Origin of the sequence: Chryseobacterium sp. Chry.R1 (assembly GCF_039645525.1) — a bacterium.
Taxonomy (GTDB): Bacteria; Bacteroidota; Bacteroidia; order Flavobacteriales; family Weeksellaceae; genus Chryseobacterium; species Chryseobacterium proteolyticum.
Genome location: NZ_CP151793.1, coordinates 1,516,548 through 1,530,433, shown reverse-complemented (window position 1 = coordinate 1,530,433; position 13,886 = coordinate 1,516,548). Strand labels below are relative to the sequence as shown.

The 13,886-nt window shown below is 36.2% G+C and carries 11 protein-coding genes; 7 read left to right on the top strand and 4 right to left on the bottom strand.

Annotation, left to right across the window (positions count from 1 at the left end):
* Positions 1 to 11: 11 nt before the first annotated feature.
* From AAEU33_RS07090 to AAEU33_RS07070, 5 genes are all read left to right on the top strand, one after another.
* Positions 12 to 3,410 (top strand): T9SS type B sorting domain-containing protein, encoded by a 3,399-nt coding sequence (locus AAEU33_RS07090; protein WP_345991679.1) that lies wholly within the window; start codon positions 12 to 14, stop codon positions 3,408 to 3,410.
* A gap of 150 nt (positions 3,411 to 3,560) precedes the next feature.
* Complete coding sequence (locus AAEU33_RS07085) at positions 3,561 to 4,349, top strand: hypothetical protein (protein ID WP_172280890.1); 789 nt, start codon at positions 3,561 to 3,563, stop codon at positions 4,347 to 4,349.
* A 172-nt stretch (positions 4,350 to 4,521) separates the two neighbouring features.
* A complete protein-coding gene (locus AAEU33_RS07080) occupies positions 4,522 to 5,301 on the top strand; it encodes a DUF6759 domain-containing protein (RefSeq protein WP_172280892.1) in 780 nt (259 codons plus the stop codon).
* A 76-nt stretch (positions 5,302 to 5,377) separates the two neighbouring features.
* The gene (gene trmB / locus AAEU33_RS07075; RefSeq protein ID WP_172280894.1) at positions 5,378 to 6,055 is read left to right on the top strand and encodes a tRNA (guanosine(46)-N7)-methyltransferase TrmB; all 678 of its coding nucleotides are present in this window, start codon (positions 5,378 to 5,380) and stop codon (positions 6,053 to 6,055) included.
* Between the two features lie 124 nt (positions 6,056 to 6,179).
* Positions 6,180 to 6,623, top strand: coding sequence for a DUF6759 domain-containing protein (locus tag AAEU33_RS07070; protein WP_172280896.1), 444 nt, complete (start codon positions 6,180 to 6,182; stop codon positions 6,621 to 6,623).
* A gap of 70 nt (positions 6,624 to 6,693) precedes the next feature.
* Here the strand turns inward: AAEU33_RS07070 and rpsB are convergent, their stop codons facing one another.
* The 3 genes from rpsB to rplM form a co-directional block, all read right to left on the bottom strand.
* A complete protein-coding gene (rpsB, locus tag AAEU33_RS07065) occupies positions 6,694 to 7,455 on the bottom strand; it encodes a 30S ribosomal protein S2 (protein ID WP_172280898.1) in 762 nt (253 codons plus the stop codon).
* Between the two features lie 185 nt (positions 7,456 to 7,640).
* Positions 7,641 to 8,027 (bottom strand): 30S ribosomal protein S9, encoded by a 387-nt coding sequence (rpsI, locus tag AAEU33_RS07060; protein WP_172280899.1) that lies wholly within the window; start codon positions 8,025 to 8,027, stop codon positions 7,641 to 7,643.
* Between the two features lie 5 nt (positions 8,028 to 8,032).
* Positions 8,033 to 8,488, bottom strand: a complete 456-nt coding sequence (rplM, locus tag AAEU33_RS07055; protein ID WP_089027987.1) for a 50S ribosomal protein L13 — start codon at positions 8,486 to 8,488, stop codon at positions 8,033 to 8,035.
* A gap of 389 nt (positions 8,489 to 8,877) precedes the next feature.
* Here rplM and AAEU33_RS07050 point away from each other — a divergent pair, with 389 nt between their 5' ends.
* Positions 8,878 to 9,975, top strand: coding sequence for a DUF3667 domain-containing protein (locus tag AAEU33_RS07050; protein ID WP_345991676.1), 1,098 nt, complete (start codon positions 8,878 to 8,880; stop codon positions 9,973 to 9,975).
* Here the strand turns inward: AAEU33_RS07050 and AAEU33_RS07045 are convergent.
* On the bottom strand, positions 9,972 to 10,304 hold the full coding sequence (locus AAEU33_RS07045; protein ID WP_172280903.1) for a hypothetical protein: 333 nt from the start codon (positions 10,302 to 10,304) through the stop codon (positions 9,972 to 9,974). The two genes, AAEU33_RS07050 and AAEU33_RS07045, sit on opposite strands and share 4 nt — an antisense overlap.
* Before the next feature lie 182 nt (positions 10,305 to 10,486).
* On the opposite strand from AAEU33_RS07045, the gene AAEU33_RS07040 reads away from it, so the two are divergent.
* Positions 10,487 to 13,834: a methylmalonyl-CoA mutase family protein gene (locus AAEU33_RS07040; protein ID WP_345991673.1), complete on the top strand. Its 3,348-nt coding sequence runs from the start codon at positions 10,487 to 10,489 to the stop codon at positions 13,832 to 13,834.
* The last annotated feature ends 52 nt before the right edge of the window (positions 13,835 to 13,886 follow it).

Below are 13,886 nucleotides of genomic sequence, written 5' to 3'. Positions count from 1 at the left end.
GCTAGTACTAAATGAATAAAATTCTATCTTTTTTATTTATATTTTATATTTTCTCGTCTGTATCTGCCCAATTGGACAGAGAACATTGGTTTGCCCCGATGGTAGACAGAACCGGAAATCCGAATCCCTATCAGAAACTGTATCTTTCTACCAACCGGACAACATCATTCCCTGTAAGTATTTATAATAATAATGTATTAATCGGTACCGTAAACATCAGTAAGAATAATCCTCAAAAATTTGATGTATTAAGGGATTATATCATCACAACACAGCAAACGGACCTATTTACTCCCACATCTAAAGGCCTTTATTTAAAAGCAGAATTTCCTTTTTACGCAAATTTGAGATTTTCCGTATTCAATCATGCTGAAATTATCACTTCAAAAGGTATTCCCTCGACTGGAAAAGTTTTTTACGCAGCCAATGCTCCGATCAGTGTTACTAATATTATTTTAAACTTTATGACCAGTATCCTGGCTACTGAAGATAATACAACGGTTACCATATCCGGATATAAGCCTACTGTCCAGTTTTCAAATGGAACAACAGGAGCTACTAACCCTGTGATTACATTTACACTTAATAAGGGAAAATCCTATATTATAGATGGTATCGGAGATATTGCCGGAAACTTTGACGGATTTATTGGAGCGAAAATAACCGCCAATAAACCTGTAAATATCACCAATGGAAATTTTAATGGCCAGTATGCAGGGAATTACCCGACCAGTTCAGATATTCTAATGGATCAGGCTGTTCCCGTTGACAGGCTCGGAAATGAATTTGCTCTCGTCAAGGGAAACGGAAATATCGGCGCCAATATGGAGGAGGCATTAGTAATTGCAACAGAAGATAATACCCAAATCCGTGTAAATAACGAAGTCGTTCCTATTGCTACATTAAATACAGGACAATACTTTATTATTCCAGATACCAAGTACCAGCTGCAAGGAAACGGTCACTATAATTTATATATTAAAACGACAAAAAATACTTACGTATATCAGATGTTAGCCGGGGATGCAACCGCAGGAAATGAGGTGGCTACAGGGGGCTTTAATTTTATCCCTGCCCTCAACTGTTATCTTCCCAAGCAAATTAATGAACTGGGATTTATAGATGAAAATTTTGTCCACTCCAATAATAATCCAAATGGAATTCTCAGCATTCCAACAAAACTTAATCTTATCACCGAAAAAGGAGCCAATGTAACAGTGAACGGCATTACACCACCTGCCACAACGGGACCGTTTAATATGACAGGGACAAATAACTGGGTAACTTATGGAATTTCTAATGTTACGGGAACCATTACCGTTGTTTCCGATAAAGCAATTACGGCCGGAATCAATGCCGGAAGTGACGCTGTTGGTTATGGAGGATTTTTTGCAGGCTTCCCTACCCAACCTGTTATTTTAAAATCAGGGGGCGACTGTGCTCCGGGAATTGTTCTTACTGTAGACCCTGTTATTTATAACGCCTATCAATGGTATCGCAATGGAATTCTTATTCCGGGAGCAACGAATGTTTCATATACCCCAACCCAGTCCGGAAATTATACTTGTGCCGTTACAATGGGTAGCTGTGCTCCATTAATTACCGAGCCTTATAAAGTCTTAAATTGTACTAAACTCAGCAACGCCTCATATGATGTTTGTACAAGCCATACAATTAACCCTGTATTTAGTTCTTCTACCCAGACACCAGTAATCTCAACAATAGCCATCTTAACGCCCCCTACATTAGGAACAGCAACGATAAATCCTACTACAGGGGCCATCACATATAATGTAACTAATCCGGGAACTGCCGGAACAGATACCTTTACTTACACATTTTGTGGAAACGATCCGGATTTTCCTGATTGCGAAACTGTGACTGTTACGATACACATTCAGGTTTTAACGGTAACTAATGCTACTTTATCTGCCTGCGATATCAACGGTCAGGGCACCTTCAATCTTACTTCAGCGAATGTTACTACCAGTACACCTGTAACCATTACCTATTACCCTACTTTGACTGATGCGCAAACAGAAAATGCTGCTGCTCTGATTACAAATCCCAATAACTATACAGCTCCGAATGGAACTATCATTTATGCTGTGGTAAAAAACCCTTCCGGATGTAAAAGCATTGCTCAGATCACACTCAATCTGTACCCGGTAGCAATTGTTCTGCAGAATTATAATGGTACTTTCTGTGATGATAATTTTGATGGTATAGTAACGGTTATATTATCAAATATTACTCCCCTGGTGCTTACAAACAGTACTTATTTTACAAACGTAAGATATTATGCAAATCTAGCTGATGCTGATGCCGGAAATGCCAATAATTTACCCAACACCTGGAGCTACAGTGCTACCACAACCATTTACATAAGGGTAGATTCTCCCGACGGATGTGCAAAGGTAATCCAGCCCCTTACATTTACATTAGGTGCAAGAATTCCTTTACTTAAAAATACAGTAACGGAGAGTTTTTGTGATGATGATCTGGACGGAATAAAACAAGTAAATTTAAGTCAGTATATCACACAATTTACAACAGACCCTTCAGTAAACGCTACTTTTTTTGCAACTCTTACAGATGCTCAGAATAACATCAATCCAATCAATAACCCCGTAATCCTTACGGGCACACAAACTACTTTCGTAAGATTTCAAAAGCAGGGAGTTTGTGCAGAAATAGGAAAGATAATCATAACCATAAAAACTCCTAAACGATCAGACTTACTTACTGATCAGATTATATGCCCTAATACCAAAACAACTTTAGATGCAGGTCCTGGCTTTGAAAGCTACCTTTGGAGCACGGGGGCAACAACATCTTCTATTTCCAATGTACCTGCAGGAAGTTATTGGGTAGACCTGCAATACAATGGTTGTATTTACAGACAGTTTGTAAATGTTACCGAATCTCAATCTCCAGCCATTGTTTCCATAGAGATTAACGGGAGTACAGTAACTATAGGGGCAAGTGGAGGAACTCCTCCTTATGAATACTCACTCGATGGAACAACCTGGCAGATTTCAAACGTTTTTCAAAACCTGCCACGAGGGAGCTATATTATTTATGTAAGGGATTCCAAAAGATGTAATGAAGTTCAGAGGCCTTTTACCATCATCAATCTGATCAACACCATCACTCCAAATGATGATGGTCATAATGATGGAATAGATTATTCCGCATTGATGACAAAAGATAATATTGAGTTTAGAATTTATGACCGGTACGGCGCGGAAATCTTCAGAGGCACTGCTAGTAATCGTTATACCTGGGATGGGAAACTGGGAGGAAGACCTGTGAATACAGCAACATACTGGTATACCATCAGCTGGACTGAGTACGGGGCAAGTACTGTCGTAAAATATTCTAGCTGGCTTTTGGTAAAAAACAGATAGCAAACATCAACAGAAAGAAAAATGATCTAAAAAATCAACGTTATAACATTCATTAACACTTATGAACTAAAGTTTAATATAACTTTAACCTGTTTTCACTATCTATCTAGGTATAAATTGATGTAATTCTATGTAATTTTGCCACATTATATGAAGAAACTTATAACGCTCTTGCTATTGGTTTTTCTTGCAAAGGTCAATGCTCAAATATATTCCGGGGAAGTATTCCTTAGAGACAATTCCATATTATATTTAAATCAGGTTTATGTAACAAACCTGAATACTCAGCGAACCGTTCTTACGGATTATAATGGTGATTTTAACATTCAGGCTAACCCGGGAGATGTTATACGTTTTACTTCAATCGTTACAGAAAGAAAAGATATCCGCCTTACCCCTCAGATGTTCGGCATTAAAAGCCTGATCGAGCTGAAAATTGCCTATCATGATATCCAGGAGGTTGTCATCAGCAGATTTAAACCTACAGGAAATTTACGATATGATGTTAATGCCTTAGCTAAGAAAGATAAAGCCCTTGAGCTGAAAAAAGTAATTGGCCTTCCGGAACCTAAGGGAGACGGCAATCCGCCACAGCTTCCGGTAGCGGGACTTCGTGACGGTGGCTTAACATTTAGTCTTGAAAGCATTTACGATATTTTATCTGGAGAAAGAAAAAAGAAACAACGTTATGTTGCTTACGAGAACATGAATAATTCGGTGACTCAAATAAAGAACTATTTGGGTAAAGATTATTTCCTGAAATTTAAAATTCCTGAAAATTTAATTGATAACTTTTTACAATTTGTTTATTCTTCAGAGAATATACAACCTTATGTACAGGCAGGTAACTTTGAAGCTGTAAAAATTCCAATTGAAAAATATTTACCCATCTATCAAAGAAGGCTAAAGAACTCCCATCTGCAAGATATTGTAAAATAACATACAGTTATTGAGATATTTACAAAAAAATTGTATTTATATACAATATATTCTTAAATTTATCTCACGTACTAGTGTAAAATAAAAATTATATTGGTACGTTATCTTTTTAAAGACTAACTGACCTGAATACAAATTAAGGAGAGATACCATTTAACCTAATATTTGTCAGATGAAAAAGTTACTTCTATTTTTTGGTACACTATTATTTATTAGCCTTTCTGCTCAGAAAAGAGGAAAGGACTACACGAATATTCTAAAAAGTAAAAACATTTATGAGATCAATGCCTTTCTTAGAGATGCCCATCCGGATGATCCCCGTAGATCAGTTTTAAAACCGAAAGTAATGGATATGATGAGGGAGTACATCAAGAATGCTCACCCGGCAGATCAAAAAGTAAAAGAAATGCAGGAAATGCTTGCTTTGCTTAAAAGGAGGCCATCTACCAAGATCACTTTTGATGAAATGAATGCTATCATTAAACAAAAGCAGATCGCAAAATACAAAGCAGAATTAGCTGCCAAACAATCTTCAATCGTTTATACGCCCAGTAATGCACAAAATGCAATTGTAGTCAACACATCTTCAACAACGGTAGCAATTCCCGATGCTGAAGCAGAAGAATTTAATATGCTGATGGCAGTTTCTCCCACAGAGCATAAGAACAGGACAGTACAGATCCTAAATTCATTGTTTGATAATGATCCTATGAGCAAAGAATGTATCGTGCTTATAGAAAACAAATCAGACTGTAACATGATCGTGAGAATGGAAGGTGTTGGTACTACAAAATACAGACTCGCTGTTCCGGCACATAATGAAAACTCCATAGTTGTACAAAAAGGAGATTATCTTTTTACAAGCATTGTTTGCGGAGCACAATATGCCTCTCAAAAAACGATTCAAAAACCGATTATGGTTGCACTGGGATCCTCGGAACCTAAAAATTAACCTTTTCTTTTTAAGAACAAAAGAAACCAGTTATGCATAAAAATCACTATTTTTGCCAGATTTTTCATTTATAGTCATGGGTAAAAATAAAATAGCAAGATTCGAAGAAAACAAAATATTACCTAACGTCATTCAACCGACAAGGGAAGAAGTTTTAAGTGGTTTCGAACTTAAAGGAAATTGGAGAACTGATTTCTTTAAAAACAATAATCCTATTGTTCTTGAGTTAGGGTGTGGAAAGGGAGAATATTCTGTTGGTCTTGCAAAAGCATTCCCAGAAAAGAACTTTATAGGGATAGACATTAAAGGAGCAAGGTTCTGGTTCGGAGCTAAAGAGGCTGTTGAAAACAATATGCCTAATGTTGCTTTTTTAAGATCTCAGATTGAACTTGTAGATCACTTCTTTGCCGAAAATGAAGTGGATGAAATATGGATCACTTTCCCGGATCCTCAAATAAAATACAGACGTACAAAACACAGGCTGACTCATCCTGACTTTCTGGATCGGTATAAAAAATTCTTAAAACCAGGCGGAATCATTCATTTGAAAACAGATTCCGAATTTTTACATGGCTATACGTTAGGTTTTCTACAGGGAGCCGGCTATGAAATAATCACTGCCCATCACGACATTTACGGAGCTCCGGAGTATGATCCCGACACAAAATATTTAAGGGATATAAAAACGTATTATGAAGCACTTTTTTCCGCAAAAGGAAAGACTATTACTTATATAAAGTTTAGAATAAGTTAGGTTTTATATGTAAACACATTTGATGAAAAACAACTATTCTGACTTTAATAAGATGCGAATAGATAGGGAAATAGAATTTTATAGATAAAAAGTAAAATCATACATTTACTTTTCAAAAATATATATGAAAAAGAAATTACTCTTACCTGGCATCATTCTCTCATTAATAATGATCAGCTGTAGTGTAAATTATAATAATTATCCAATCAGGAGAAATCCTTTTCCATCCACTTCTGCAACATCATCACGCGTAAGTACGGAACGTGAGTATAATGAATTAATGAAGACTTATAAGCCTGAAACAACTGAAGTATTAAATGATCTGTTAAATGACTCATCAGGCAGTACACAAACTTCTTTTTCCGTAGAGAATAAATCTCCTTGTAATATGGTCCTTACAATAAGCGGAAACAATTACTACAGAAAAATACCAATTGGAGCAAACAAGATAGGATACGTAATGCTTCCCAAAAATCAAAGTTATAAGCTTTCCGGGATGGTCTGCAACTCTGTATATCAATCGACAAAATTTATTACAAACTCCTACTCTATCACTTTATCCAACTAAAGTTTTTATATCATAAAAAAAAGCCACTAATTGTATTAGTGGCCTTTTATATAATAAAGAAAATCTTTAATTATTCTGCATCGAAATCAGCATCTGTATCAGCAGATACTTTTTCTCCTTCTTCTTTAGATTTTTCTTTGTCAGCTTTTCTCTGAGATTGACCTTCTCTGATAGAATCAGAAACAACATTTAAGATCATATCGATAGACTTAGAAGCATCATCATTTCCAGGAATAACGAAATCTACTTTTCTAGGATCAGAGTTGGTATCTACGATACCGAAAACTGGAATACCTAATTTTTTAGCTTCAGTTACAGCGATGTGCTCTCTTAAGATATCAACAACAAATATTGCAGAAGGAAGACGAACCATGTCAGAGATAGAACCTAAGTTCTTCTCAAGGTTAGCTCTTTGTCTGTCTACCTGAAGTCTCTCTTTTTTAGATAAAGTTTCGAACGTTCCATCTTTTTTCATTTTATCGATAGAGTTCATTTTCTTAACAGCCTTTCTGATTGTAACAAAGTTTGTTAACATTCCTCCTGGCCATCTTTCTGTAATATAAGGCATATTAAGTTCTGAAGCGTGCTTAGCAACAACTTCTTTTGCTTGCTTCTTAGTAGCTACAAAAAGAACTTTTTTACCTGCAGAAGTAAGTTTTTCTAAAGCGCTACAAGCTTCATCCAACTTTACTGCTGTTTTATGTAAGTCTACAATGTGAATACCATTTTTCTCCATAAAAATGTATGGAGCCATATTTGGATTCCACTTTCTAGTCATGTGACCGAAGTGTACACCAGCCTCTAAAAGGTCTTTTACATTTGCTTTTGCCATGTTTTCTGTTTTTGTTAGTTTACTTTCCGTCTTTTAAACAATCAACAACTTCTTTAGATGGGAGAAGCGTTTGGATGCTAAACGTAACGGGCAATTTAAAATTTAGATTAATAGATTTCAGATATAAGATACCAGACAAGAAAAAGTCTGAAATCTGATGTCTCCAATCTGATGTCTGAAAAAAATTAACGTTTTGAGAATTGGAATCTCTTTCTTGCTTTTTTCTGACCTGGCTTCTTTCTTTCCACCATTCTTGCGTCTCTTGTAAGTAAACCAGCTGGCTTTAATGCTAATCTGAACTCAGCGTTGATTTCGCATAAAGCTCTTGAAATACCTAATCTGATAGCTTCTGCTTGTCCTGTATTTCCACCACCGAAAACATTTACGGTAACATCGTACTGACCAACAGTTTCAGAAAGGATAAATGGTTGATTTAACTTGTAAACCATTACGTCTGTAGAGAAATAATCTTTAGCGTCCTTACCGTTTACTGTAATGTTACCAGTACCTGGCTTTACGTAAACTCTTGCTACAGAAGTCTTTCTTCTACCAATTTTATGAACTGTAGACATATTAATTATTTAAATTCGTTAATATTAATTGTTTTAGGCTGTTGAGCTTCATGCTTGTGCTCAGTTCCTTCATATAAGTAAAGGTTTTTGAACAAAGCAGAACCTAATCTGTTTTTAGGTAACATACCTTTTACAGACTTTTCTAATACTTTCAAAGAATCTTTCTTTTGAAGTTCAGCCGCAGTCATAGATTTTTGACCTCCTGGATATCCTGTATGCCAGATGTAAGTCTTATCTTCCCACTTGTTTCCGGAAAGCGTAATTTTCCCAGCATTCAAAACAATAACATTATCACCACAATCTACGTGAGGTGTAAAGTTTGTTTTGTGCTTACCTCTCAAAATCTTTGCAACCTGAGAAGCTAGTCTTCCCAACGGTTGTCCTTCAGCGTCTACCACAACCCATTCTTTATTAGCAGTAGCTTTGTTCGCTGAAACAGTTTTGTAACTTAATGTATTCACACGTTTTAGTTAAAGATTAAACATAATTTTCCCTCTAAGGGTGTGCAAAGATACAAATTAAATTTGTAATGGAAAAACATATTTGATTTAATATGCAGGTTATGGGTTTAGCTTAAACGATTCGACAGATTTCATCTATGGAAAATATTCTTGGCACAGATATTGCAAAATCATATTCGATGAAAAAAAAGTTTTAGAAGATTCTAAAAACACAGGTGATAAAGTAAAGAGTTTAGTCACTAAACTCTTACTTTATTAACTTTTATTCAAAGATACCCCATTATTATTATCAATTACCTATCCGTGAAATTATATTTTACATTAATTTGATGTAAAAAATTATTTTTCATTCTCGAAATAATTATATTTGCCGCAAAGCCTTAATAGTCATGAGTCACGGAAAAATAAGAGAAGAAAAAAACTGCCTCAACTGCGGACACCTTGTAGAAGAGAGATTCTGCCCACACTGTGGACAGGAAAATACAGAACCGAGACAACCCTTCTATTTTCTTTTCACCCATTTCATTGAAGATTTTACTCATTATGATGGACAATTCTGGAAAACGATAAAGTACCTGCTATTTCAGCCGGGAAAATTAACCAAAGAATATCTATCCGGAAAAAGACAAATTTACGTGGCCCCTGTAAAGCTTTACATATTTGTGAGTTTTATAACTTTTTTCGTCCCTACCCTTTTCCCTCAGTCAGAAGATACAGATGATGAAGCAACTGAAAAACATTCCATACAAAAAGAAAAAGAGCAGAAAAAAGAACTGACTGCAAAAATAATTGATAGTGTAAAATCCGGAATGCTTGCAGAAGGGTATAATAAAAATGACAGCATTGTACATAAAAGCATATCCAAAATAAAAAAAATTGAGGATCTTATTGACAAAAAAGAAGTGCTAAGTTCTGAAAAAGACCAATTTGCAATATTAGGAGCGACATCGATGAAACAATATGATTCGCTAAGCAAAAAAGGAGGTGGAAATTATAAATCTTTAAGACCTTTTGCTAAAAAAATATTCCATTTACAGGACAGAGGTTTGAAAAGAAAAGAAATAATAGGCCGTTTTGTAGATACATTCATCCACTCTTTCCCAAAAGCCCTTTTTATTTACTTACCTATATTCGCATTCTTTCTATGGGTATTTCACAATAAGAAAAAATGGTGGTACTTTGATCATGGAATATTTACCCTTCATTACTTTTCTTTTCTCTTATTAACTACCCTGATCTTCATTCTCGCCAACCATCTTACAGCAATACTGCCCAACTATACCCCTATCAAAATTATTTTTGGATTATTCTATTGTGCTTTATTCTTTTATACCTCAGCCTATTTCTTTATTGCCCACCACAGGCTTTATGAAAACAGCAAGAGGAAAAGCATATTAAAAGGTTCATTGCTATTTATCATCAACTGTATCGGATTACTCTTTATGCTAATGATATTAAGCTACATCAGTTTTATAACGATGCATTAATTACGTAAAGACTTACTGCCTCTAAAACTCGCAATTAAATAATAAGCTACAAATACAGTAGAAAATTTAAGAATAGAAGGAATCGCAAGTTTCAAATCAAAAAGAACAGACCCCACCAACACCAAAACAGCCATTGCCGCGAAAGACAATCCCAACTTTTGAGGCAGTGAAAAATTAGGCGTATCTAAATAATAAGCCAATCCCCACGCAAAACCAAAAGCAACAGCATAATATAGGTCTAGCCCGATATTCTGACTGCTTAAGAAGAAATAGTTAATAAGAAAACTGATCACAGTTCCTATCGCAAAATAAATCGAAGCTTTCTGCATATAATAATATATGATGCAAAAGTAATTAATTTACCTATTATTTCCGTGCAGAATGCAAAGGAAATGGAGAGCGTGAATTTTGACAAAAACACCTAAACACCTGAATTAAAGAAATATAAAGTTCAATATTATGTTCTGTATTATTGTTATATTTGGAAATTCAGAAATTTTCTAGATTTTTTATGGAAACCCAAAAATATACCCCTAAAAACAAAGTTAGAATTGTAACAGCAGCGTCATTATTTGACGGACATGATGCGGCAATTAATATTATGCGTCGTGTTATTCAGGGAACCGGCTGCGAAGTCATTCACCTTGGACATGACAAATCAGCTGAAGAAGTTGTAAATACTGCCATCCAGGAAGATGCAAATGCTATAGCTTTAACCTCTTATCAGGGAGGACACAATGAATATTTCAAATATATTTATGATCTTCTGAGAGAAAAAAATTCGCCACAAATCAAAATCTTCGGAGGAGGAGGAGGAGTAATCCTGCCGGAAGAAATCCAAGATCTTATGTCTTATGGAATCGACAGAATTTATTCCCCGGATGATGGAAGAGAGCTTGGCCTTCAGGGAATGATTGATGATCTGGTTAACAGATCAGATTTTGCCACAGGAAAAGATGTAACAGCACAGGATCTGGACTCTATCAATTTCGAAAATTCAACCAGCATTGCTAAAATTATCTCTGCTGTTGAAAACTTCTCTGATGAAAAACCGGAGCTTGCTAAAGCTATCGATGAAAAAGCAAAAGATCTGAATATTCCCATTATTGGTATTACAGGTACCGGTGGTGCCGGTAAGTCCTCATTGACTGACGAATTGGTAAGACGTTTTCTGCGTTCCAATACAGATAAGAAAATAGCGATTATATCTATTGACCCATCTAAAAAGAAAACAGGAGGAGCATTACTTGGAGACAGAATCCGTATGAATGCGATCAATGATCCAAGAGTTTATATGCGGTCCATGGCAACCAGAGAAAACAATGTATCCGTTTCTCCATTTATTCATTCCGCTTTGAATGTTTTAAAACTTGCCCACCCGGATGTTATTATCCTTGAAACTTCCGGTATCGGACAATCAGGCTCTGAAGTTTCAGACTTTGCAGATGTTTCCATGTATGTAATGACTCCTGAATACGGAGCATCTACACAGCTGGAAAAGATAGACATGCTTGATTATGCAGATCTTGTAGCTCTAAACAAATCGGATAAACGTGGCGCATTGGATGCTTTACAGGCCGTGAGAAAACAGTTCCAGAGAAACCATCTTTTATGGGAGAGCCCATTGGATGACATGCCGGTATATGCTACAAAGGCTTCACAGTTTAACGATCACGGTACTACAGAACTATACAACAGATTAATTTCTAAAGTTAACGACAAATTTTCGGGGCTAAACCTCAATACTTTCGTTGAGCAGGAAATCACAGATGAAGTGACCATAATTCCACCTAAAAGAGTTCGTTATTTATCAGAGATCGTGGAAAACAATAAGCAGTATGATGTAAACATTGAAAAGCAGGCTGAGCTTGCCAGAAAAATGTATCATATTGATGGTGTGAAAAAAATTATCTCTAATGAAACTTTAGATGCCGAATACCAAAAGGCAGAAAAGGACCTCCAGCAGGAGAATATTGATTTCCTTAAAAACTGGGATGACACCAAAAAGGCATTTCATCAGGAATTCTATTCATATTTTGTTCGTGGAAAAGAAATTAAGGTAGAAACCTCAACAGAATCCCTGTCTCATCTGAAGATCCCTAAAATTGCATTACCAAAATATAATGACTGGGGAGATCTTATTCTATGGAAAGGTAAAGAGAATCTTCCGGGAAGCTTCCCTTTCACTGCCGGAATTTATCCCTTCAAAAGAACCGGAGAGGATCCTACAAGGATGTTTGCGGGAGAAGGTGGACCGGAGAGAACGAACAGAAGATTCCATTATGTTTCTGCGGAAATGCCTGCTAAGCGTTTATCTACAGCTTTTGATTCAGTAACATTATATGGCCAGGATCCTGCCTTACCCCCAGATATCTATGGTAAAATCGGAAATGCAGGAGTTTCTATTGCGACACTGGATGATGCTAAAAAACTGTATTCCGGCTTCGACCTTATTAATGCAATGACTTCGGTTTCTATGACCATCAACGGACCTGCTCCTATGTTGCTTGCCTTTTTTATGAATGCAGCGATAGACCAGAATGTTGAAAAATATATTGCGGAGCATAAACTTGAAGGTAAAGTAGAAGCTGTTCTTAAAGCCAAGTTCGATGACAAAGGATTGCAAAGGCCCCATTATAATGGAGAGCTTCCTCCTTCCAACAATGGATTAGGACTAAAATTACTGGGAATTACCGGAGATGAAGTTATTCCTAAAGAAGAATATGAAAAAATTAAAGCTCATACGATTGCCACTGTAAGAGGTACTGTACAAGCCGATATATTAAAAGAAGATCAGGCACAAAATACCTGTATCTTCTCTACGGAATTTGCTTTGAGATTAATGGGCGACGTTCAGGAGTACTTTATAAAAGAAAAAGTAAGAAACTTCTATTCTGTTTCCATTTCCGGGTATCATATTGCTGAAGCCGGGGCGAATCCAGTTTCCCAGTTAGCATTTACATTGGCCAATGGTTTCACGTATGTGGAATATTATTTAAGCCGAGGAATGGACATCAATGATTTTGCTCCTAACCTTTCATTCTTCTTTTCAAATGGTATCGATCCCGAATATTCAGTGATCGGGCGTGTTGCAAGAAGAATCTGGGCAAAAGCCATGAAAATAAAATATGGAGCAGATGAAAGAAGTCAGATGCTGAAGTATCACATTCAGACTTCCGGACGTTCACTGCATGCGCAGGAAATTGATTTCAATGACATCAGAACAACTCTTCAGGCTTTATATGCCATTTATGACAACTGTAATTCACTTCATACGAATGCTTACGATGAGGCCATTACAACTCCTACAGAGCAATCCGTTAGAAGAGCAATGGCTATCCAGCTGATCATTAATAAAGAGCTTGGTCTGGCGAAAAATGAAAATCCGCTTCAGGGTTCATTCATCATTGAAGAATTAACGGATCTGGTTGAAGAAGCTGTGTATGCAGAATTCGACAGGATTACAGAAAGAGGAGGTGTACTTGGGGCGATGGAAACCATGTATCAACGTTCAAAAATCCAGGAAGAATCCATGCATTACGAATGGCTGAAGCATACCGGAGAATATCCTATAATCGGAGTAAATACATTCCTGGGTAAAGATGGCTCACCAACTGTTCGTCCGGGAGAAGTTATTCGATCTACTGAAGAAGAAAAACAGGTTCAGATTGAAACACTTCACAATTTCCAACAAGCCAATCTTGATAAATCTGAGGCAGCTTTAAAAGAATTACAATATGCAGCTATTAATCAGCAAAACCTCTTTGCTGTTATGATGGATGCTGTAAAATATTGCTCTCTTGGGCAAATTACCAATGCTTTATTTGAAGTAGGAGGTAAATACAGACGTAATATGTAATCAATATTATATTATGAATAAAAAAACCGCAGGATTTCTGCGGTTTTTTATT

Excerpts from the sequence above, each read along its gene's own strand:
- AAEU33_RS07090 (WP_345991679.1), top strand. The coding sequence starts at position 12 with ATGAATAAAATTCTATCTTTTTTATTTATATTTTATATTTTCTCGTCT.
- AAEU33_RS07085 (WP_172280890.1), top strand. The coding sequence starts at position 3,561 with ATGAAGAAACTTATAACGCTCTTGCTATTGGTTTTTCTTGCAAAGGTC.
- AAEU33_RS07080 (WP_172280892.1), top strand. The coding sequence starts at position 4,522 with ATGAAAAAGTTACTTCTATTTTTTGGTACACTATTATTTATTAGCCTT.
- trmB (WP_172280894.1), top strand. The coding sequence starts at position 5,378 with ATGGGTAAAAATAAAATAGCAAGATTCGAAGAAAACAAAATATTACCT.
- AAEU33_RS07070 (WP_172280896.1), top strand. The coding sequence starts at position 6,180 with ATGAAAAAGAAATTACTCTTACCTGGCATCATTCTCTCATTAATAATG.
- rpsB (WP_172280898.1), bottom strand. The coding sequence starts at position 7,455 with ATGGCAAAAGCAAATGTAAAAGACCTTTTAGAGGCTGGTGTACACTTC.
- rpsI (WP_172280899.1), bottom strand. The coding sequence starts at position 8,027 with ATGTCTACAGTTCATAAAATTGGTAGAAGAAAGACTTCTGTAGCAAGA.
- AAEU33_RS07050 (WP_345991676.1), top strand. The coding sequence starts at position 8,878 with ATGAGTCACGGAAAAATAAGAGAAGAAAAAAACTGCCTCAACTGCGGA.
- AAEU33_RS07045 (WP_172280903.1), bottom strand. The coding sequence starts at position 10,304 with ATGCAGAAAGCTTCGATTTATTTTGCGATAGGAACTGTGATCAGTTTT.
- AAEU33_RS07040 (WP_345991673.1), top strand. The coding sequence starts at position 10,487 with ATGGAAACCCAAAAATATACCCCTAAAAACAAAGTTAGAATTGTAACA.